Source organism: Marinomonas maritima (assembly GCF_024435075.2).
Classification (GTDB): domain Bacteria; phylum Pseudomonadota; class Gammaproteobacteria; order Pseudomonadales; family Marinomonadaceae; genus Marinomonas; species Marinomonas maritima.
Genome location: NZ_JAMZEG020000002.1, coordinates 628,371 through 649,909, shown reverse-complemented (window position 1 = coordinate 649,909; position 21,539 = coordinate 628,371). Strand labels below are relative to the sequence as shown.

At 42.5% G+C, this 21,539-nt stretch carries 19 protein-coding genes; 8 read left to right on the top strand and 11 right to left on the bottom strand.

Translation table 11 applies throughout. The features are described from left to right. The first annotated feature begins 56 nt into the window (after positions 1-56). Entirely contained in the window at positions 57-818 is a 762-nt protein-coding gene (locus M3I01_RS09075; RefSeq protein ID WP_255895490.1) for an EAL domain-containing protein, read from the top strand. 159 nt (positions 819-977) lie between these two features. Here M3I01_RS09075 and M3I01_RS09070 read toward each other — a convergent pair whose 3' ends face one another. Next, positions 978-1,169, bottom strand: a complete 192-nt coding sequence (locus M3I01_RS09070) for a DUF3185 family protein (RefSeq protein WP_255895489.1) — start codon at positions 1,167-1,169, stop codon at positions 978-980. Between the two features lie 175 nt (positions 1,170-1,344). Here M3I01_RS09070 and M3I01_RS09065 point away from each other — a divergent pair, with 175 nt between their 5' ends. Further along, positions 1,345-1,716, top strand: a complete 372-nt coding sequence (locus M3I01_RS09065) for a glutathione S-transferase N-terminal domain-containing protein (RefSeq protein WP_255895487.1) — start codon at positions 1,345-1,347, stop codon at positions 1,714-1,716. Between the two features lie 107 nt (positions 1,717-1,823). Here M3I01_RS09065 and M3I01_RS09060 read toward each other — a convergent pair whose 3' ends face one another. Next, complete coding sequence (locus M3I01_RS09060) at positions 1,824-2,555, bottom strand: pseudouridine synthase (RefSeq protein WP_317133919.1); 732 nt, start codon at positions 2,553-2,555, stop codon at positions 1,824-1,826. A 161-nt stretch (positions 2,556-2,716) separates the two neighbouring features. On the opposite strand from M3I01_RS09060, the gene M3I01_RS09055 reads away from it, so the two are divergent. Further along, on the top strand, positions 2,717-4,027 hold the full coding sequence (locus M3I01_RS09055; RefSeq protein WP_255896126.1) for a DEAD/DEAH box helicase: 1,311 nt from the start codon (positions 2,717-2,719) through the stop codon (positions 4,025-4,027). 321 nt (positions 4,028-4,348) lie between these two features. Here the strand turns inward: M3I01_RS09055 and M3I01_RS09050 are convergent, their stop codons facing one another. The 7 genes from M3I01_RS09050 to M3I01_RS09020 form a co-directional block, all read right to left on the bottom strand. Next, complete coding sequence (locus tag M3I01_RS09050) at positions 4,349-5,182, bottom strand: carbon-nitrogen hydrolase family protein (RefSeq protein WP_255895486.1); 834 nt, start codon at positions 5,180-5,182, stop codon at positions 4,349-4,351. Continuing rightward, positions 5,183-9,013, bottom strand: coding sequence for a YhdP family protein (locus M3I01_RS09045; protein ID WP_255895485.1), 3,831 nt, complete (start codon positions 9,011-9,013; stop codon positions 5,183-5,185). 17 nt (positions 9,014-9,030) lie between these two features. Next, positions 9,031-10,485, bottom strand: coding sequence for a ribonuclease G (gene rng, locus M3I01_RS09040; protein ID WP_255895484.1), 1,455 nt, complete (start codon positions 10,483-10,485; stop codon positions 9,031-9,033). Further along, complete coding sequence (locus tag M3I01_RS09035) at positions 10,478-11,086, bottom strand: Maf family protein (RefSeq protein ID WP_255895482.1); 609 nt, start codon at positions 11,084-11,086, stop codon at positions 10,478-10,480. The genes rng and M3I01_RS09035 overlap by 8 nt, the downstream gene beginning before the upstream one ends. Positions 11,087-11,108: 22 nt before the next feature. Then, positions 11,109-11,582, bottom strand: coding sequence for a rod shape-determining protein MreD (gene mreD / locus M3I01_RS09030; RefSeq protein ID WP_112138359.1), 474 nt, complete (start codon positions 11,580-11,582; stop codon positions 11,109-11,111). Then, complete coding sequence (mreC, locus tag M3I01_RS09025) at positions 11,582-12,364, bottom strand: rod shape-determining protein MreC (RefSeq protein ID WP_255895477.1); 783 nt, start codon at positions 12,362-12,364, stop codon at positions 11,582-11,584. Before mreC ends, mreD begins: the two co-directional genes overlap by 1 nt. A gap of 67 nt (positions 12,365-12,431) precedes the next feature. After that, positions 12,432-13,475 carry a rod shape-determining protein gene (locus M3I01_RS09020; protein WP_112138355.1) on the bottom strand — a complete coding sequence of 348 codons (1,044 nt, stop codon included), beginning with the start codon at positions 13,473-13,475 and terminating at the stop codon, positions 12,432-12,434. Between the two features lie 234 nt (positions 13,476-13,709). On the opposite strand from M3I01_RS09020, the gene gatC reads away from it, so the two are divergent. From gatC to gatB, 3 genes are read left to right on the top strand one after another with little or no spacing between them, the layout of a single operon-like run. After that, positions 13,710-13,997: an Asp-tRNA(Asn)/Glu-tRNA(Gln) amidotransferase subunit GatC gene (gatC, locus tag M3I01_RS09015; protein WP_112138353.1), complete on the top strand. Its 288-nt coding sequence runs from the start codon at positions 13,710-13,712 to the stop codon at positions 13,995-13,997. An 11-nt stretch (positions 13,998-14,008) separates the two neighbouring features. After that, on the top strand, positions 14,009-15,469 hold the full coding sequence (gatA, locus tag M3I01_RS09010; protein ID WP_255895475.1) for an Asp-tRNA(Asn)/Glu-tRNA(Gln) amidotransferase subunit GatA: 1,461 nt from the start codon (positions 14,009-14,011) through the stop codon (positions 15,467-15,469). 2 nt (positions 15,470-15,471) lie between these two features. Next, the gene (gene gatB, locus M3I01_RS09005) at positions 15,472-16,917 is read left to right on the top strand and encodes an Asp-tRNA(Asn)/Glu-tRNA(Gln) amidotransferase subunit GatB (protein ID WP_255895471.1); all 1,446 of its coding nucleotides are present in this window, start codon (positions 15,472-15,474) and stop codon (positions 16,915-16,917) included. An 86-nt stretch (positions 16,918-17,003) separates the two neighbouring features. On the opposite strand, the gene M3I01_RS09000 is transcribed toward gatB, so the two are convergent. Further along, positions 17,004-18,242, bottom strand: a complete 1,239-nt coding sequence (locus tag M3I01_RS09000; protein ID WP_255895469.1) for a diguanylate cyclase — start codon at positions 18,240-18,242, stop codon at positions 17,004-17,006. Between the two features lie 181 nt (positions 18,243-18,423). Between M3I01_RS09000 and M3I01_RS08995 the strand changes: the two genes are divergently transcribed. Further along, entirely contained in the window at positions 18,424-18,711 is a 288-nt protein-coding gene (locus M3I01_RS08995) for a YkgJ family cysteine cluster protein (protein ID WP_112138347.1), read from the top strand. Further along, positions 18,708-20,378 carry a L,D-transpeptidase family protein gene (locus M3I01_RS08990; RefSeq protein WP_255895463.1) on the top strand — a complete coding sequence of 557 codons (1,671 nt, stop codon included), beginning with the start codon at positions 18,708-18,710 and terminating at the stop codon, positions 20,376-20,378. Before M3I01_RS08995 ends, M3I01_RS08990 begins: the two co-directional genes overlap by 4 nt. A gap of 103 nt (positions 20,379-20,481) precedes the next feature. Here M3I01_RS08990 and rlmM read toward each other — a convergent pair whose 3' ends face one another. Further along, complete coding sequence (rlmM, locus tag M3I01_RS08985) at positions 20,482-21,534, bottom strand: 23S rRNA (cytidine(2498)-2'-O)-methyltransferase RlmM (RefSeq protein WP_255895462.1); 1,053 nt, start codon at positions 21,532-21,534, stop codon at positions 20,482-20,484. Positions 21,535-21,539 lie beyond the last annotated feature (5 nt).

Genomic DNA, 21,539 nt, shown 5'->3' with positions numbered 1-21,539 from the left:
CATCGTTAGTGTCGACTATCCATGCTAGACAGACATAAAACAGGAGGATGAACGAAATGCAGCAGAAGGACTTTCGAAAATTAGGTTGTGCAGAATGCGCGACTGGGTGCGATCTAGGGTTCGACTTCACGATGGCCTTTCAGCCGATTATTAACAGCCAGACAAAAACCGTCTTCGCACAAGAAGCCCTTGCTCGTGGTCTCAATAATGAAGGTGCTTTTCACATTTTTCAGAACGTCAATGATACCAATCGATATCGCTTTGATCAAAGCTGCCGCGTTAAAGCTATTAAACTGGCCGCCAGACTGAATATTCACACACACAGCTTTCTCAGCATTAATTTTTTACCAAACGCGGTTTATAAACCAGAGCTTTGTATTCAAACAACCCTCAATGCGGCGGAAGAATTTCATTTTCCAAAAGAAAAAATAATCTTCGAATTTACTGAAAACGAACAAGTCACCGACAGCGCCCATCTAGAATCCATTATCCAGCACTATCAAGCACAAGGTTTTCTCACCGCGACAGATGACTTTGGCTCTGGCTTTAATGGACTGAACCAACTCGCAGATTTAAAAACCGACATTACCAAGATTGACATAGCACTCATCAAAAACATCGATAAAGATAAAAAACGGCAAATAATAGTCCGTAATTTGGTTAATTTATTTAACGATCTCAACATGATAGTTGTCGCAGAAGGCGTCGAAACAAAAGCGGAATACCACACCTTACAAGACATGGGCATTTATCTTTTCCAAGGCTATTATTTCGCCAGACCCAGCTTCGAATCCCTACCCGACATCAATTGGAATTAAAAAAATGGCTTCTGTTTCCAGAAGCCATTTTTCAATGGCGTAATAAGACTAAACCTTAGGAATTCACTTTAATCTTCATTTACTGGTATGGGGATACCTCTACAACATGCGGCTTAATTCAACTAGTGACTAAGCCGATCTACCATCAAATCAGAAAACTTACTTAACTTTAGTGAAACCAACCAATACACAAATCAAACCACCAACCATGCCAACCCATGCTTTAATTGGCGTTTCTCCACTTAACGCTCGTGTCACTTGAGAAGAAGCCGCATCGTAGATGTTATAACCCCATATCGCCAAAGCAATACCCGCAACAATTAGAATGATCCCAAGAATTTTATTATTCATACTTACTCCAAATGGTTACAAAATTCAGTGCATTAACGCATTATAATGACACAAATAACGTCACTATTTAAAATCGTTTTCCCTAAGGGCTTAAACACTCAACATTTTACCGTTAGAATAGCCTCGATTTGATATTCCTCTTATTGACTCATTTATTAGAGAGCGAGCAATCCATATGAAAATACTTATTAACTTTATCCGAAACCTACTAGGCTACATCATTGCAATCATTGACCTAGCGACTCGCGGAACAAAGCTAAAGCGACCCCCTGAAAAACAAAAAAAGATTAACAATGAATTGAAACACCTATCGCTTTATCAATTTTTTGCTTGCCCTTTTTGTATCAAAACACGCAGAGCCATGCACAAATTGAATTTGCCAATTGAAAAACGCAGTGCATCAGAAGGCTCCCCTCATCGCGCTGCATTACTAGCCGGCGGTGGACAAATTAAAGTTCCTTGTTTACGCATTGAGCACGAAGGCAAAGTTGAATGGCTGTACGAATCATCCGAAATCATCCGTTACCTTAAAACGCATTTTTCGTAACTTTCGCTAAATCACTCTTTCTAAGAAATTACTAACACTCTTATAAAAAACGACTTCCACTCTTAATAGAAGCCGTTTTTTATAAAGTCATAGAGAAGTGAATGACTTTATTGAGCAAAAGACAGCACTTCACCTTCTGTCAAATAGCGCCATTGTCCAACCTCGACATCTAATCGAACCTCGCCAATTTGTTCACGATGTAATAACACGACTCGATTCCCTACCGCCGAAAACATACGTTTTACCTGATGGAACTTTCCTTCGGTGATCGTTAAAAGCACCTCTTTTGAAGAAATCACCTCCATCTTAGCTGGGCGTGTTAAACCTTCCTCGCCTTGTAATTGAACGCCGTTTTTAAATCTAACCGTAACACTTTCAGCTTGCTCTATCGTTAGGGCTCTAGAAAGCCCCACTCGGTATACTTTGCAACATTGTCTTGTTGGCGACGTAATATTAAATGACCAACGCCCGTCATCGGTAATCAAGACCAAACCGGTTGTGTCTGCATCCAAACGCCCTGCGATATGCAACTCAGACACTTTATCAACCACTAGATAATTAAATAGCGATGGATACGCTTCATCGAGATTAGAGCAAATCGTTTCAGCAGGCTTATGCATTAAGATATAGCGAAAATCACGCGTTTTTAGCCTAACCCCATTTAACATAATCGTGTTGTTTTCATGAACCTGAGTCATTTCATCTGTTGTCACGTCACCATTAACGCTAACCTCACCAAAGTGTATATGTTGAATGGCTTCAATTTTGGTTAACTCGGTACTTTTACAAACAAACTTATCAAGGCGCATGAGATACAACATTAAGCGAGGAAAGATCACGACATTATCCTTTCTAAGCGATAATTTTCAACGCTTCATTGATTTTTGCAACGTTCGGACAACAAGCCAACGCTTTTACGCTATACTGCGCCACATTGCCTTATGGCGAATCTTATTGCCATCCTTACAACGACCATTACGACAATCTGTCCGAGCCTCATATGCCATTTTCAAAACTAGGATTATCAAAGCCCCTTGTACAAGCTATCAAGGAACTGGGGTACAAAAGACCAACGCCCATACAGGAACAAGCCATCCCTGTCATTCTTGCGGGAAAAGACCTTGTTGCCACATCTCAAACGGGTACTGGTAAAACCGCTGCGTTTGTTCTTCCTCTATTAGAGAAGCTCAATAAAGAGCGAACATTAAGAGGCAAACGTATACGTGCACTTATTCTGACACCAACACGTGAATTATCCGTTCAAGTAGAAGCCAATGTTGCTTTGTATAGTAAACATCTGAAACTCACTTCTATGGCCGTCTATGGTGGTGTTGATACCGAACCACAAAAGCAGCGTTTAATCGAAGGCGTTGATATTTTAGTGGCAACGCCCGGTCGACTACTTGATTTAGCGCATCAGCGAGCGGTACATTTTGATGAGCTTGAAGTCTTAGTATTAGACGAAGCTGACAGAATGATAGACATGGGCTTCACCGATGAGCTATACAAAATATTAGATCGCTTACCGCCGCACCGCCAGAATCTATTATTTTCGGCGACAATAACAGACAGTGTTCGCGAACTGGCTTATGATTTTTCTGATAGCAAAGTGAGTGAACCTGCGACTGAAATTAAGATTTCACCAAGAACAAAAACGGCCCCAAATATCAAGCAATGGCTAATTACGGTCGATAAAGACACAAAATCCGCCCTGCTTAGTTATTTAATTAAAGAGCATAAGTGGGATCAGGCGCTTATTTTTATCGAGAAAAAACACGGTGCGGCCAAGCTTGTTGATCAGCTAGCAAAACGTGGTATTGAAGCAGACTCCATTCATGGTGATAGAAGCCAAGCCATGCGTGAAAAAATCCTAACTGACTTCAAATCTGGCAAACTAAAATATTTGGTCGCCACCGGCGTTGCTGCTCGTGGTATTGATATTGGTGATCTGAGTCGTGTTGTTAACTACGACTTACCTTTCAAGCCTGAAGAATATGTCCACCGTATTGGGCGAACAGGTCGTGCTGGAGCGGCAGGTGAAGCCATTTCTTTTGTTGCAATGGGTGATTTTAAAAACCTATGCGCCATTGAAAGTCGTTTAAAACATATCATTGACCGAGAAGAAATTGACGAATTTCCGGTTAGAAAAACAGTGCCAGTTTCTGTATTGAACTTTATTCGTAAGAGCAAAGCGCCAGAGCGCAAAGGCCCATCAAAACCTAGAAGCGGCTCTAAGGCTAAAGACAACGTATCAAAGTCTAAAGACAAAGAATCTAATAAAACATCAGGTAAGAAAAGCATTTTCGAATAAGGCTTAAAAGAGGCCAGATCTCTTAAACGCCACATTAAATAGGAAAGTGAAAGATGTACTCTCTTCTTAAAGGGATCTGGCCCTTTTTAGTGAGTCTCAGTTATCTTACTTAATAGATACCAACCCTAGGTGGTAGAAAACCAACAAAGCCACAAAAATATAGGTAATCCAATCGCGGTAAATAGTCTGTTTTGGGTTATCCGTAAATCGATCTGCTTGGCACTAGAAACCAATACTGAAGATCATAAAGAACTCATGGCTCTGTAGATCATAAAGAACTCATGGCTCTGTAGATCACAGAGAAAGAAGGGATTTTTTTTATTACAACCTTCGATGGGAAAAGCATGGCATTTTTTGCCGACAATCCTCTAAGGCCTGTTTGGTTATGTTATAAACAAAATACTCTGGCTTTTCTTGTAAACTGGCTAAGCGAACGCCTAGCGGAGAATACAACGCACTGTGCCCATAAGTTTGTCTGGTTTCACTGTGCCAACCACATTGATTAACGCCAAGTACATAACACTGATTCTCAATAGCCCGCGCTGACAATAAAATATCCCAATGCGCTTTTCCCGTCACATAAGTAAACGCGGCAGGGACCAGTAAAACGTCAGCCCCTAATTCAGCAAGAGCCCTGTACAACTCCGGAAAGCGCACGTCATAACAAATACTCAGTCCAATGCTAAAGCCGTCAACATCAATGACTTTTGGTGTCAAATCCCCCTGTTCAATAAAATCAGATTCTTTATAAGAAGCGGCTTTATCATCAACCATCACATCAAATAAATGAATCTTGTCATAACGCTCAACGATAAGACCGTCAGGCCCAATCACCCAGCAGGTTTGTCTAACTCGGCCATCAGCAACCACTTCACCATTAGGTGTATAAAGTGAAGGATGTGAACCAACAACAAGATAAATGGCGTGTTTTTTAGCCAACCCTAAAACGTTATTGAACAGTATTTTTTGAGAATCAGACTCTGCTAACCATCGCATGCCTTTTCCGTAAAATAAAAAAACATTCTCAGGTAACACGACCAAACGCGCCCCATCACTTACTGCAGAGTCAATAAGTCGTGTCACTTCAGTCAGATTATCTTGCCAACACCGAGTGCTAGTTAGCTGAATAGCCGCAACACAAAGCGTTTCTTTCATCTATTTAGACTTCCCTAACGGGTTATAACGAATAGGCGTCATAATAGGTTCATTAAAAGAGCCTTCTACTTTGTACTGCACACTCGTCACTTTTGAGAGTTGGTCACCAATTAGTTTATCTGTAATAAAAAGCAGCCCTGCTAACTGAGGTGTTCCCCACAGTAAACCGGCCAAAGGTAGTGCACCTGTTAAAGGAAACGTTGCTGTCAGTTTTTCATTTAAGGTTTCATTCACAATATTAGCCTCTCCTTCCACAACGAGTTCTGCGGTAGGGGAGGCAATGGAAATAGGAGAAATGGTTTTTAAAATGCCTTTATCTAAGGAAAGCGAACCACTAAATTTATCGTATGTTAATCCTGGTTTATAAACATCTGAAAAATCCAATAATAATCTGCGACTAAGCGCTCCAATATTAAAAATCCCTAAGACTTTCAGGAATGCTGGTAGCTCTTCAACCTTTTGGAAGTTGCCATTTTCAGCAGAAAAGGCAATATGCCCCGATACTGACTCACGATCAAAGTAAAAAGGGTGCCCTTTCCAATTGAGTACAACATCAATCTTATATTTTTTTGAAGAAACAAAAGCATCATTCGAAAATTTACGAGTTAACTCAGCAAGGTCTTCACCACTTGTTGCAATAACCAGCTCAACACGAGAGTCCTCTTCTTTATCGTGCCAAAACAAACTCCCTTTGAAACTACCCGTCTTTAATTTTGATGTGATGGGGTCTATTCGAACGCTATCCCCCTCTCTATGAAGTGTTAATTTCCAATCTCCATAGGGTTTTTGATTAAAATAAAGCTGATCAACAGAAAGCACCATGTTAGGAACTTGTTTTGCTGAAATGGGCGGTTCATTCATATTTGGAGAAGCTTCAGCTGTGTCTGATGACGCAGTATTCCAACTCAAAAAGCCAAAGTGGAGGTTAGGAACCCCCTCTTTATTTATTAAAGAAAAGTTCATTTCATCGGAACTAACGAAAAGCGATTTACCATTAGCAACATTGTAGCCAACCTTGAAGTTATGCCACCTGTTATCAGGATTAACAATAACCTCATCTACAATCAAATCGACTCGGCTTAACCATTCAGGAAATTCAGGAATCTTTACATCACTAGAAGGTCTAGATGCATCACCAGATAGGTCAGCAAGAACTGATTGCCAATCTTGAACATAAAAGCGTTCAAAATCGCCTGTCAGTACCAACCCCTTGGGAATAGATGAGCTCAAAACTTGATCTTGAGCACCACTCAAAATAAGTTCACCGCCAACAAACTCATTGTCTTGCAGAAAAAATCTCGCTTTAGACAACGATTCATAATCCATATCAACGACAAGATCTTTTTCATGTTGCATCACTTTTATTCGCAATGCCCTAGCCTCTTGCGCAGCTTTACCTACAGGCTCAGGCAGATCAATGCTAACTCCAATCAAATCACTATCAACAGTTAGGTCTATCTGTCCATCTTGGGCTTGATTAACGAGCAATACCGCCTTATAAGCAGACTGACCAGATACCTTTTTAACGGCTGCGGCAGGTAGCTGACGCCACGTCGCCACGTCACTGACATCAACAACACCTGAAAGGTCACCTACAACCGCAAACCCTCCGCTCTCGGTAACATTCGAAGACAATTCAAGGCGTGAAGTACCGCCTAAGACTTTTATATCAAAACCCGAATCAGTGATACCTTCGTTCGAGCTATAATTTAAACGACCATTTTGAATTTTAGATAAAAGATCTATTTCTTTTATCAATAACTGATTACCTTTAAAAACTAGTCCTAACTGCACCCTAGGTTCCACGTCTTCTGAGAAAGGAATAGCAATCTCGAAACTGCCTTTTACACCACCTTTCAGCTGCCAATTATCAAAAGGCTTGAGCACCGTATTCGCTAATGGTGTCGCTCTTAATGCAGTCAAAATAGTCGTAGACTCAGCATTAATGCTGCCCTTTAGATTTAACCAATCAGCAGAACCGCTTAAAATTGGAACCGTTAGCAAAAGGTCCTTTACTGGCAAATTCAGCAAAGAGGCTGATTTCACATCTACAGAAACACCCAATTCATCATACTCAAAGAAACCATTAACCTTAGTGGCCGTTGGCCAATTTTTATCGAAGGCCACATCAACATCACTAACCACCATTTGCACTCTAACATGAGGCTCTGAGTCATCAGATAATTCGCTTTGCAGCAACACATCGACACTGTCTACCTGTCCTGCTTTAGCGCCTGCAAACGCCTCTTGAATCCAAGACATTAAGTCATCCCCAAGAGCCTTTGGAGGAAGGTACGTTAGGCGATCAGAAAGGGGCAAATTTCGTCCATGTAAATCTAATGAAATCCAATCTGGCTCAGTATCGCGAACCTCTAATCGAAACCCACCACTGATATCTGCTCCATTGCGCTGAACAGACAGATCACGCCCACTGACTAAAAAGACATCTTGCTGATTCTGCCAACTCACATAACCAGACAGCAGCTCAGTACGCCATGACTCGTCATAAACAGTATCAAAACCTATTTCACTGCCTTTTCCACGAAAATCAATATAACCATTATCGTCCGATAAACTAAAAACAGCATTGATATTGTTTGCCTTGGGAATACCATTATAAGCGTCAACTGAAGCTGACTGTAGATTACTTAGAAACTGGAAAGCAAACGCATCACCTTCACGCCACAAACGGACAGTGCCGTTTTTAGCCATTCCATTAGGGTCAAGTCCAGTCAAGATTTTTGCGGCGTTGGATTCTTCAGGTAGAAAGTAGGGCGCGATTTTATTCGCTAAACCGAGATCAATTTGATTAAAACTCATATTTGAGCGATGAGTAACGGATGACCAGTCGAATGCAAAATCTGAAGCAGGATACTCAGTGCCACCTTGATCCTTAATTAGCATATTGTGTACATCTATTCTCACACCAGGGCGTTTCTGAGAATAGCGAAGCTTAACCGAAGACGTGGTGCTATACGTTTTTCCATCAGTAAAAGCGACATTAAATTTTGTTGATTCTGTACGCACCTCTAGCTCTTTACCCACCAAAGCATCCAACCAAATATCACCACCAAATTCAACCGACGATAGCGAATAGGAATTACTTGATAGCATTGAGTTTAAAGGTAAAGAAACTAATGGTGCTTCAATTGAAGCCTTTATTCGATAGTTACCCAGAAGACTACGAGTTTTGTCAACACGGGCATTTATTTGAAATGGCGATTTGTAATCATCCAAATAAAGCGTTGAGCTCAATAATGATTCAAACGCTTTTTGAAATATATATACATGAGGAATACGTAATACATGCTCTCCAAACTGGTCACTATAAACCTCTAATTTGGCATCATATATAGAGAAGTTACGCTGGGCGGACAAATAATCCAATACGCGCTCAACACCAACGTCACTGCGTACATCTCGCGAAGGCGCGGCGCCATTTAATCGCCACTGCCCATCACTCTCCTGCAATGCAATCGTTGGACGAACAAAACGAATATAGGTGAATTGAGGGCTAAAACTAAGGAGTGATTTAACAATATCTAAACGAATCCGCATTTCATTAATGGCTATCGCAGGCTGTCCATTAGAAAATAGTTTAAAGCCACTAATCGAAACCGTCGGATCAATCCCTTCTAAACGACCATCAATCTCACCCAAGGTCACAGGATAGCCTGTTATTTGCTGCAGATTATGCTCTATTTGAGGACGATAACTATCTAGGTAAGGTAGCAGTTTTCCAACACTTACTGCAAATACGCCAAGAAAGGCGGCAAAAACGACAGCCCCCCAAAACAAGAAAAGGATCAGTTTACGTAATAACCACCTCATTTTAAAACCTTTTATTGCTAGCGTAACACAACATCATACTGATCTTGCGTATAGACAGAATCCACTTGAAAACGAATTGTTTTACCAATAAAAGCCTCTAGTTCCGCTACAGCGGCTCCCTCCTCATCATGAAAGCGTTCAACAACAGAACTGGCGGCTAACACTGTGTATGTTTGCGAATCATAAGCACGATCTGCCCTTAAAATCTCTCGAAATACCTCGTAACAAACCGTCTCTGGGGTTTTAACCAAACCGCTCCCTCGACAGGACCGACAAGGTTCACACAAGGTCTGCCCGAGACTTTCACGCGTCCTTTTCCTTGTCATTTCTACTAGACCAAGTTCAGAAACACCGGTGATTTTTGTTTTAGCATGATCCGAGTCTAATATTTTTTCGAGCATCCGCAATACTTGACGCTTGTGCTCTTCATCTTCCATGTCGATAAAATCAATAATGATAATACCACCAAGATTTCTTAATCTTAGCTGTCGACCAATGGCCGTTGCCGCTTCAAGATTGGTCTTATAGATGGTTTCTTCAAGATTACGACTGCCAACAAAAGCACCTGTATTAACATCTATGGTGGTCATTGACTCAGTCTGCTCAACCAACAAATAGCCTCCAGACTTCAGTTGTACTTTTCGATCAAGCGCCTTATGAATCTCATCTTCAACACTGTATAGATCAAATATAGGACGCTCGCCCGGATAGTATTCGATACGGTCCTTCAAGTCTGGTATAAAATCTTCTGCAAACGATCTCAGCTTCGCGTAGTTTTCTTTGGAATCAATACGGATTTTTTCTGTCGTCAACCCGACCAAATCTCGCATAGTACGTAAATGCAAAGGAAGGTCTTCATAAATAACTGAAGGGGCTTTAGCGTTTTGCATACGGCGTTTTACAGACTGCCAAAGTCGGGTCAAAAACTTAATATCGGAAAGAATTTCCTCCTCTCCCGCTTTTTCCGCTGCTGTCCGCAGGATATAGCCGCTGCTTTCATCTGCGTCTGTTAACGCTTCGGATACAAGCAATTTAAGACGTTCACGTTCGACCTCATCCTCTATTCGCTGACTCACTCCTACATGAGCCTGATCCGGCATGTAAACCAAATAACGAGAAGGGATGGAAAGATGTGTTGTTAAACGAGCGCCCTTAGAGCTAATAGGATCTTTAGTAACTTGAACTACCAGCGATTGCCCCTCACGCAAATAATCACCAATTTGATCACTTGGGTTAATTGCATCGCGATCAACCACTTCTGACACATGAATAAAAGCGGCTCTTTCAAGACCAATATCGACAAAGGCAGCTTGCATACCAGGCAACACTCGAACCACTTTGCCCTGATAAATATTACCCACAATCCCCTTGCGACTTGAGCGTTCGATGTAAACTTCTTGTAACACTCCGTTCTCAACTAGAGCAACACGAATTTCCATGGGAGTAACATTAATGAGTACGTCTTCACTCATGGGACATTTCCTCTAGCGAATGAATTCCAAATTGAGACAATAGTTGCGCCGTTTCATATAACGGTAGACCAACAACAGCGGAGTAAGAACCAGAGATAGAGCGAACAAAAATAGCGCCCAACCCTTGAATAGCATAAGAACCCGCTTTATCTTGAGGTTCACCCGTCTTCCAATATTGCTCTATTTCAACATTAGAGATCTCACGAAACAGCACATCACTGACAACAAGTTTTGTTGCTATATGTTCAAGCTGTAAGTTAGAAAAACATAGAGAGGTAATCACTTTATGGGAGCGGCCAGAAAGAAGCCTTAACATAGAAAGAGAGTCTTCAAGTGAAGCGGGTTTACCTAAAATGCGTCCATCAATGACAACACTTGTATCTGAAGCAATAAAAATAGCTGACAAATCAAAGTCGGCTTGCTGTCTATATTTCAGCGCTGCAGCACTTGCCTTCTCCATTGCCATGCGAACAACATAATCCTCCGCATTTTCTTGGTACAACGGTGTTTCATCAATATCGGCCGGCAAAACCTCAAATTCTTTAACCAAGAGACTCAGTAGTTCTTTTCTTCTTGGCGAAGCTGAAGCCAAAACAAGCATAAACTTTCCCTAAAAAAACGACCTAGCGGATAGCGTAAATACGGCGCACACTGCGCAAAATAATAAAAGACCAAGGCCATAACAACCCCGTCATCACAGCCGGCATAAAGATCATTAATGTTGGCTCTGCATGCCCAAGATAATGATCGACCCAAAAATCAACTAATTGATTAATACTAACCAAACAGCATACAAAAAAGCCTTGTTGCCAACGATGGTACATCCTCAATCGCTTATAAAACACAGCGCAAGTATAGGCGATAATCACATATGTGAGAGAATGCTGACCAATTATCCCACCTTGCAATAAATCAACCATCAACCCCAAGAACCAAGCCAAACCAACGCCAACACGAAAAGGTAAAGCAATCACCCAATATAAAATGACCAATAAAGCCCACTCAGGACGAAACCATACAAGCTCTTCGGGAAAAGGCACCGCTTCAAGCATCAAGGCCGTTAATAACGTAATACAAAATACAAAAATCGGTTTCATTATCGCTCAGCCTTGGGCTTATCAATAAGCATAACGTGTCGACTACGCCCCAGCTGAGCCAAAGGAACGACATCGACATCGGCATAAGCCTTACCCTGAGTATACTTGACGCTCCGCACAACCCCGACAGGGTATCCACTTGGAAAGCGTTTATCTAAGCCCGACGTTGTTAATATGTCGCCTTTTTTAATATCAACAGAACGAGGAACACTCATCAACTCCATGACTTTCAAGCTACCCGTTCCTCGTAAGATCCCTCTAAAGCCTGTTCGAGAGAGCTGTACAGGAACAAAATGACTAGCATCAGCGATAAGTAATACACGGCTACTATACGCTGCAGTTTCAACCACCTGACCCAATACGCCCGTCGCATCCAAAACAGGCTGACCAACGTATGCTCCAGAAGAAAAACCTTTATCTATCATAAGCTTATGACTATAGGCATTTTGATCAAAGCCTATCACTTCTGCCATGACAATTTTTTCGTCAACTCTCTGTGAAGCATCTAGCAACTCACGTAAACGAACGTTTTCTGCCTGAAGGGAATCCAGCCTCTGCTGTCGACTGCGTAAAAGCAATATTTCAGACTGCAAGGACTGATTTTCACTTACTAAGCCCTCTCTGCTGGCAAGGTGTTCACCAGACCAATTAAGCACTTTCTGAGGAGTATTCACTACAACTTGTATAGGTGTCACAAGCAGAGTCAAATAAGGTCTCACCTGCGAAAAAGTAGAATAACGAACATCAGCAACAATCATCACTATAGACAAAATAACCAACACAACAAAACGTGTGCTAGAAACTTTGCCACTAAAATGAAGCGAATTATTAATGGTGCGCTCCTAACCTTTACTCATTATCTTCAGTAAATAGTTCGGATGCGTGTTTATCCATCAACTCTAACGCCATACCACCACCTCGAGCAACACAGGTCAAAGGGTCATCAGCAATAATGACAGGCAAGCCCGTTTCTTCACTGATCAGACGATCAATCTCACGTAACAAAGCACCACCGCCAGTTAACACCAAGCCAGTCTCGCCGATATCTGCAGCCAATTCTGGAGGTGACTGCTCAAGAACACCTTTAATCGCTTGAACGATTTGAGCAAGCGGTTCTTGCAGCGCTTCTAGGATTTCCGTACTGCTCAGAACGAAAGAGCGTGGAATACCTTCCGCTAAATTACGACCACGAACATCGATCTGTAATTCTTCACCTGTATGGTAAGCCATACCGATTTCCGTCTTAATACGTTCCGCGGTAGCATCACCAATCAAACTGCCGTATTGACGACGGACATAGGTCGTAATGGCTTCATCAAAACGGTCACCACCAACACGGATTGACTCCGATGTAACTATACCATTTAACGAAATGATAGCGATCTCGGTTGTACCGCCACCAATATCAATCACCATTGAACCTGACGCCTCAGCGACAGGAAGACCAGCACCAATCGCGGCCGCCATTGGCTCTTCAATAATATAAACTTCACGTGCACCTGCACCCAACGCAGACTCTTTAATAGCACGACGTTCGACTTGGGTAGACTTACAGGGAACACAAACCAAAACGCGTGGGCTTGGTTTCAAAAAACTATTCTCGTGCACTTTTGCAATAAAGTACTGAAGCATCTTTTCTGTAACATGAAAATCAGCAATAACGCCGTCTTTCATTGGTCGAATCGCCGTAATATTACCTGGCGTTCGGCCTAACATACGCTTTGCATCAGTACCAACTGACGCGACTGTTTTCTGATTCCCATTATGACGAATGGCTACTACAGATGGCTCATCAAGCACGATTCCGCGACCACGAACGTAAATAAGGGTATTTGCCGTCCCTAGGTCAATAGACAAATCGCTTGAAAACATTCCCCTGATTTTCTTAAACATGAATTCCTACACCCTGATAATACGATACGAACAGCGTCAAAATGTAACAATCGCTCGCCCAATGGGCAAGTTGATTCCGCGTAAATCTGAAAAAAACCCCCATGATTTTCATTGTTCACCTAAAAAAAACCAATAAACTAAAAATAAGCCAGTTTTTCACTCAGTTGGCTTTATAGCAATACGGCTACGGGATACAATAAAAGCCATTTACGACAATCAAAAATTAGGTGGAACATGTCCATAGACAAACAAGACGTGCAAAAGATTGCACACTTGGCACGCCTCGCTCTCACAGAGGAAGACGCCGATCAATATCAACATTCGCTATCCAGCGTGTTATCGCTTGTTGAACAAATGCAATCTGTTAATACCGATGGCATTGAACCACTTTCGAATCCGCTTGAAATGACTCAAAGACTAAGAGAAGACAAAGTCACAGAAGAAAACCGCCGTGACGCATTCCTAGCGAACGCGCCACAGACCGAAGCTGGTCTTTTCCTAGTACCAAAAGTGATTGATTAAGAGAGCCAAGCATGTTCGAACAAAGCATCTCAACATTAGCGCAAAAATTGCGTAACAAAGATATTTCAAGCGTTGAGCTCACTCGCCATTTTCTAGCGCGCATAGCCAAACTTGACCCACAACTAAACAGCTTCATTACCGTAAGCGAGCAGCGAGCACTAGAACAAGCCGCCGCCGCGGATGCTCTTCTACAAAGCGGAAAAGGCACCAGCTTGACAGGCATCCCTGTCGCACACAAAGATCTATTTTGCACAGAAGGCACACTCACTACATGTGGTTCTAAAATGCTGCATAATTTTATTCCGCCTTATGAGTCAACCGTTACCAGCCGTATTCAGCAAGCTGGCGCCGTTATGCTGGGTAAAACCAACATGGACGAATTTGCCATGGGTTCCTCTAACGAAAATAGCTTTTACGGTGCCGTTAAAAACCCCTGGAACTTAGACATGGTTCCAGGCGGCTCTTCTGGTGGCTCTGCCGCAGCCGTTGCCGCAGGTCTTGTATTGGCCACTACTGGCACAGACACGGGTGGATCCATTCGCCAACCCGCCTCTTTCTGCGGTATCACAGGACTTAAGCCCACTTATGGTCGTGTTTCTCGTTTCGGAATGATCGCTTACGCATCAAGCCTTGACCAAGCCGGCCCAATGGCAAAAAGCGCCGAAGACTGTGCACATTTAATGCAGGCCATGAGCGGTTTTGACGAAAAAGATTCAACGTCTTCTGAAACACCTACAGACGACTATTTAGTCAACATAAACGCACCATTAGCAGGCTTAAAAATAGGTTTGCCAAAAGAATATTTCGGAGAAGGTCTCGACTCTAACGTCGCTGACACCATTATGGTCGCAGTGAAAGAATTCGAAAAGCTGGGCGCAACAATAAAAGAAATTTCATTACCAAACTTACAACTCAGCATACCATCTTACTATGTAATCGCGCCCTCTGAAGCCTCATCAAACCTATCTCGTTTTGATGGCGTTCGATTTGGCCACCGCTGTGACGATCCAAAAGACCTACTCGATATGTACACCCGCTCGCGTGCGGAAGGCTTCGGCACTGAAGTCCAAAAGCGTATAATGGTCGGCACCTACGCCTTATCAGAAGGTTACTACGACGCCTACTACTTAAAAGCGCAAAAAATACGCCGCTTGATCAAAGAAGATTTCGTAAAAGCACTAAGCGACGTCGATGTCATCATGGGTCCTGTTGCACCAACAACCGCATTTGGACTTGGCAGCAAAACCAACGACCCTATCGCCATGTACCTAGAAGACATTTACACACTGTCCGTGAACCTTGCCGGCATTCCAGCTATGTCTATACCAGCAGGGTTTGTGAATGGCATGCCGGTCGGCCTTCAAGTAATGGGCAACTATTTCGCCGAAGCCAAGCTACTTAACATAGCACATCAGTACCAGCAAAATACTGGCTGGCACCTTCAAACACCGACCATGGCAAAAGGAGCATAAGCATGAATTGGGAAGTTGTTATTGGCCTTGAGATTCATACTCAGCTCACCACAAAATCAAAATTATTCTCTGGCGCCGCCGTTGGTTTTGGCGCTGAACCGAACACTCAAACGACACTGGTTGATTTAGGCATGCCTGGTGCATTGCCCGTTCTAAACAAGGAAGCTTTGCGTATGGCCGTTATGTTCGGCCATGCCGTTAATGCTGAAATAGGCATGACATCGGTTTTTGCGCGTAAAAACTATTTCTATCCAGATCTCCCAAAAGGCTATCAAACCAGCCAGATGGATCACCCTATCGTTGGCATTGGCCACCTTGATGTCATACTGGAAGACGGAACGACCTCTCGTATCGGTATTACGCGAGCTCACCTTGAAGAAGACGCCGGAAAATCTCTTCACGAAGACTTTCAAGGCATGACAGGTATCGACCTAAATCGCTCCAGCACACCTTTGCTTGAAATTGTCTCTGAACCTGACATTCGATCCGCTAAGGAAGCCGTCGCCTATGTCAAAATGATTCACTCCATTGTGACTTATCTTGGTATTTGTGATGGTAACATGGCAGAAGGCTCAATGCGTTGCGATGTCAATATATCATTGCGACCTAAAGGGCAGACTGAGTACGGCACACGCACCGAGATCAAAAACGTCAACTCGTTCCGTTTTATCGAAAAAGCCATTCACACTGAGGTCGAGCGTCAAGCAGACATTTTAGAAGATGGTGGTCGAATTATTCAGGAAACTCGCCTGTACGATCCAGAGAAAAACGAAACTCGCAGCATGAGATCTAAAGAAGACGCCAACGATTACCGCTATTTTCCATGCCCAGATTTATTACCCATAGTATTGACGCAAAATTATGTGGACGAAATAAAAGCGAACTTACCTGAGTTGCCAAGCCAAAAAGCGGCGCGTTTCCAAAGTGAACATAAGCTAAGCGAATATGACGCCCATGTGCTGTCGTCTTCTCGTGCTATGGCTGATTATTTTGAAAACGCCAATGCCATTGCGAAAGACGCAAAATTAACCGCTAACTGGGTAATGGGCGAACTCAGTAAATGGCTCAACCAAGAACAGCTAGACATAATCAACTCACCGGTAAGCGCTCACGCCTTTGGTGAGCTACTTGTGCGCATCAAAGACAACACGATCAACGGCAAAACAGCCAAAGATGTTTTCCAAGCTATGTGGGAAGGCGAGGGCTCGGCGGATGCCATTATCGAAGTAAAAGGTCTAAAGCAAGTCACAGACACTGGCGCCATCGAAACCATAATCCAGACCATTTTGGATGCGAATACAGCCCAAGTAGAGCAATATCGTGCAGCAGACGAAGACAAACAAAAGAAAATGATCGGCTTCTTTGTTGGACAAGTTATGAAAGCGTCACAAGGCAAAGCTAATCCGGGCCTTGTTAACCCCATTCTCGCAAAAATGCTGAAAGGCTAATTTTCATCTGAAAATCTAGACAAAAAAATACCGCGCCATATGAATAAGCGCGGTATTTTTTTGTCACTATTAACCACATCTACCAGTTAATGATCCGACACTATCCGATCTCGCCCTAAGCGCTTAGCCTCGTATAAATTATTGTCGGCCACACGAATTAACTCTTCGAATGAATCCTTAGGCTGACAACACATCCCCACACTACAAGTCAGTAAAATTTTAGCGTCTGTAAATTCTTTTGAACGCAAACCATCCAAAAAATTCTCCAACATATTATGTAAATCCAAACCACCCGTATTAGATACAACGCAAAACTCTTCGCCCCCAAAGCGACAAGCCAAAACACCTGGAAAGGCGTTACGAATATCTTGCCCTACCGCTTCAAGCAATTGATCACCAATAATATGACCATAGGTATCATTGATATTTTTGAAGTGATCAAGATCCAGCATTGCCACAGACATATCAGACGAGTGATTACTAAATAGCTGCTCACCTTCATCAAACAAACAACGTCGATTTTTTAACTTGGTGAGTGGGTCAATATTTGCCAAGTCACGTATTGTCTCTAGCATCTCTTGCGCTTCAAGACTATGAACGACACGACAATGGAACTCTTCATGATAAAAAGGTTTTTTAAGAAAATCATTAGCGCCCGCTTTTATGAACTTAGCAGATAACGCGTTATCCCCTTCCGCAGAAAGTCCAATAATTACTAAATCCTGAAACCGAGCGTTATACCTAAGCATACGAACCAATTCATAGCCATTTACCAACGGCATATTATAATCGGTTATCAACATCCTAATATCGGGGTCTTTCTCCAACTTAGCCAATGCCTCTTGACCATTTTCCGCCTCAATAACATTGAAGCGGTACTGCTCGAGGAGAATACGAATAAAAAGTCGACTAGTAGAAGAGTCTTCAGCAACCAAAACCTTAATTCCTTGGTTCTTACTTAAGCGCTCAACGACTTTAATAACGTGATTAAATGAGTAGCGACTGTCTTTGGTAATGTAATCCAAAACACCTTTATTCAAAAGACTAAGGCGCAATTTATCATCAAAGTTACCCGTCAAAACCACGCAGGGTATTTTATGAGAAAGTACGAGGTCTACAATTTCACCATTTTCAGCATCAGGTAAATTAAGATCTACAATAGCGGCAAAATACGTTTCCTCAGCACCACTTAACTTACTTTCTGCTTCTTCATAACAAGCACACAAAACCGGCGTAAAAATGGGGTTTCGAGACAGTAAATGATGAAGAACCTTCAGCACCACAGGACTGTCTTCAACTACCAATATTTTTCGCTCTACTATCATTCGCACAATCCCGTATTTAAAAGCAGCATCAGCGCTTTTTTGGAGTATATTTTTTCATTATCCCCTATGACCCGCCATTCTGATACTCTAAAATTGTATCACCCGTGTCATTTTGTAAATGAACAGTACATTTCTTCTGAATTTTATTTACACTAGCGCCTTCTGAATAGGGTCGTTTAATATGCAATGTCGATTTGGCTGTGGTGCTTGCTGCACAGCACCCTCTATTACCTCCCCAATTCCAGGAATGCCCAATGGAAAAATGGCGGGAGAGCCTTGCATACAACTTTTAGACGACTACCGATGCGCTATTTTTGGAGACGCATCAAGACCTAAGGTTTGTACAGATTTTACCGCCGAAGAATACGCCTGCGGCAATAACAGAGAAGAAGCCATTACTATTTTGACGCTCATGGAAGTCGATACGAGCCCAATACACACTAGTTTATTAAAAAGGAAAGACCAATGACACCAGCCAAAAAACTACTCCCTTTACTTTGTGTCAGTTTATTACTTAGCGCCTGTTCCACATCTAATTCAAACAAGCAATTTATTGTGATACCGCCAAGTGAATCGCAGATAGAAAGCAGTGTAAAAGACCAAGTGTCTTTAACATTAAACGCATTTACTCCTGTTGCAGGTCAAGCACTTCCCAACCACAGCGTACTTGAAGTCTACAAGGCACGCGGTTATGACCCGATATGGATACAAGACAAAAAAATCAACATGTCGATATACAAATTAGTCGACATACTTGAGCAGTCTTACACTCATGGCCTTAACCCTATCCATTACCACACCGCCATCATCAAAGAGTACTTAGACCTAAAGCAACCAACACCTCAACAATTGGCCGAGATGGATGTCATTACGACTATTGCATTAGCCAGCTACGCTCACGATTTAAGCAATGGCCGCTACGAACCTCAGTTGATTGACCCTAATTGGCAACTGGATGCCCCCAATAACAACTGGAAAGATCTTCTGTACTTTGATTCTGCAACAGATATGGTCAACTCTCTTCCTTTACTCGCACCTCGAAGCCCGCAATATCAAGTTCTGCAAAAATGGCTAGTGTATTACCAAGATTTGGCCGAAAAAGAAAAAGATATTTTTGTTAATGCTGGTGTTCCTTTATCCGCAGGTGACGAAGGACCTCGTGTTGCACAACTACGAGCTCGACTGGTTCAGCTTGGTGACATTCGTTTCTCAACTCGAAAAGTAAATGAAGAGCAATTTGATTTGCGCCTGAAGGAAGCCCTTATTCGCTTTCAACGCCGCCATCACATTATGGCGGATGGCGCAGCAGGCTCAAAAACCATCGAAATGCTTAACACCCCCTTAAAAGTAAGAGCAAAAGAAATTGCCTACAACCTAGAAAGATGGCGCTGGCTACCCAGTGAATTAGAAGCCAATCGCATTTGGGTAGACCTAACCAACTACACCGTGGACATGCACCTAAACGGTGAACTCACTTCAATGAAAGCGGTTATAGGTAAACCTGACAGAAAAACACCTGTATTCAAGGGTTTGATGACTTATATGGTCACCAACCCTACATGGCGCGTTCCGCATCGCATTGCCAGAGAAAACTTACTACCTAAACTACAAGCAGATCCTAACTATCTTGTGAAGCATGGCTACAAAATGTATTCAAGCTGGAGCATTGGCGCTAAAGAGCTAGACTCAACAAAAATAAACTGGCAAGACATCAGCGAAGAAAAATTGGCTTTTCGCTTTGAACAAGAGCCAGATGAAGGAAACGCCCTAGGTCAATATAAGTTCATGTTTCCAAACAAAAACGAAATTTATTTACATGATACACCGTCAAAACATCTATTTCGCGCAGAAAATCGAGCGTTTAGCTCAGGTTGTGTACGACTAGAAAATCCAGCTGAATTTGCAAGAGAGATCACCAAAGGCAGCAAACAGTTTAATGAAATGACCGAAGCGCTGAAAAACGAAAGCAACACCGTCATTTCTCTACCTACCTACATTCCGGTTTATTTGGTTTATTTCACCGTGGTACCTAATGCTAACGGCATGCTGGAATTCCGCAATGATATCTATGAAAGAGACGCCCTTATGGAAGAAGCGATGGGATACGCTGCGTTTCGCGCTAGAGATTCAATTTAACACGCTTTTGCCCTACCCAAAACACACAAAAAACCTATAAGCGCATCAAACGCTTATAGGTTTTTTATTGAAAACTATGCTATTAGAAACAATAAACTGGAGATTATTTAACCATAATACAAACGGTTACTTCTTCGCGGTCATGGTACAAATGCTTCACTTGATACTTATAACGTACACCCACTTTCTTAAGCATCTCCTCTATGGTTTGCATGCACAAAGTCACTTCTTGATAACGCTTTTTCATCGGTAATTTTAAGTTAAAAACAGCCCTTCTTGTCCATCCATTCGCTAGCCATTTAGCCATCAACTCCGCGACCTTTATTGGGCGTTCGACCATATCGCAGACCAACCAATCAACCGTATAAGGTGGCTTATACTTAAAACCATCAGCCTTCTCGTGCTCCACCAATCCAGTAGACATGAGTTCTTTTTGCATCGGACCATTATCAATGGCAATAACATGAATGCCTCTTTTAACAAACTGATAGGTCCAACCACCAGGTGCCGCACCCAAATCAACCGCCGTCATACCTTCAATCAGATCTTCTTCAAGCGTTCGCTCTGGAATAAATTGCAAGAGCGCCTCTTCTAATTTTAGGGTAGAGCGGCTCGGCCCTGCGGCTGGAAAACGCAACCGACGGATTCCCATTGGAAACTCGCTACGACAAGCCGCATAGGACACACCTAGATAAGCAGCCTCACCATCCAGCATAAAGACATGATGTCGTACACCCACCGCTTTATTACGCAACACACCAGATTTTTTCCAACCTTCTCGAAGAGGCTTGTCTAATTTCTTAATCAAACTAGACAGCGCTTTCGCTTCATTAGTATCGGCCGTTTCAATCCAAATTTCTTCAGCGAGAGGCAACTGACGAGCGGCCTCCAACAAAGACTCAACTCGCTCTCCCTGCTCCAACTCAATCACATCATTAACCGCAATGATTTGGCGTGCAAAAATAAGACGATTAAAATCTAGTTGCTGAATCAGCATCTCGCCAGCATCTTCCTGATCAAAGTTATACACAACGTAACCTGCGTCCTGTACTACTTTAGCGTAACCATAAAAACCCTTGCTACTTGCCACTTCAGACAGCTCTGCCGCACAGTCTTTTTCAAAACCTTGACGACAGTAAACCAAAACATTTTTCATTAAAA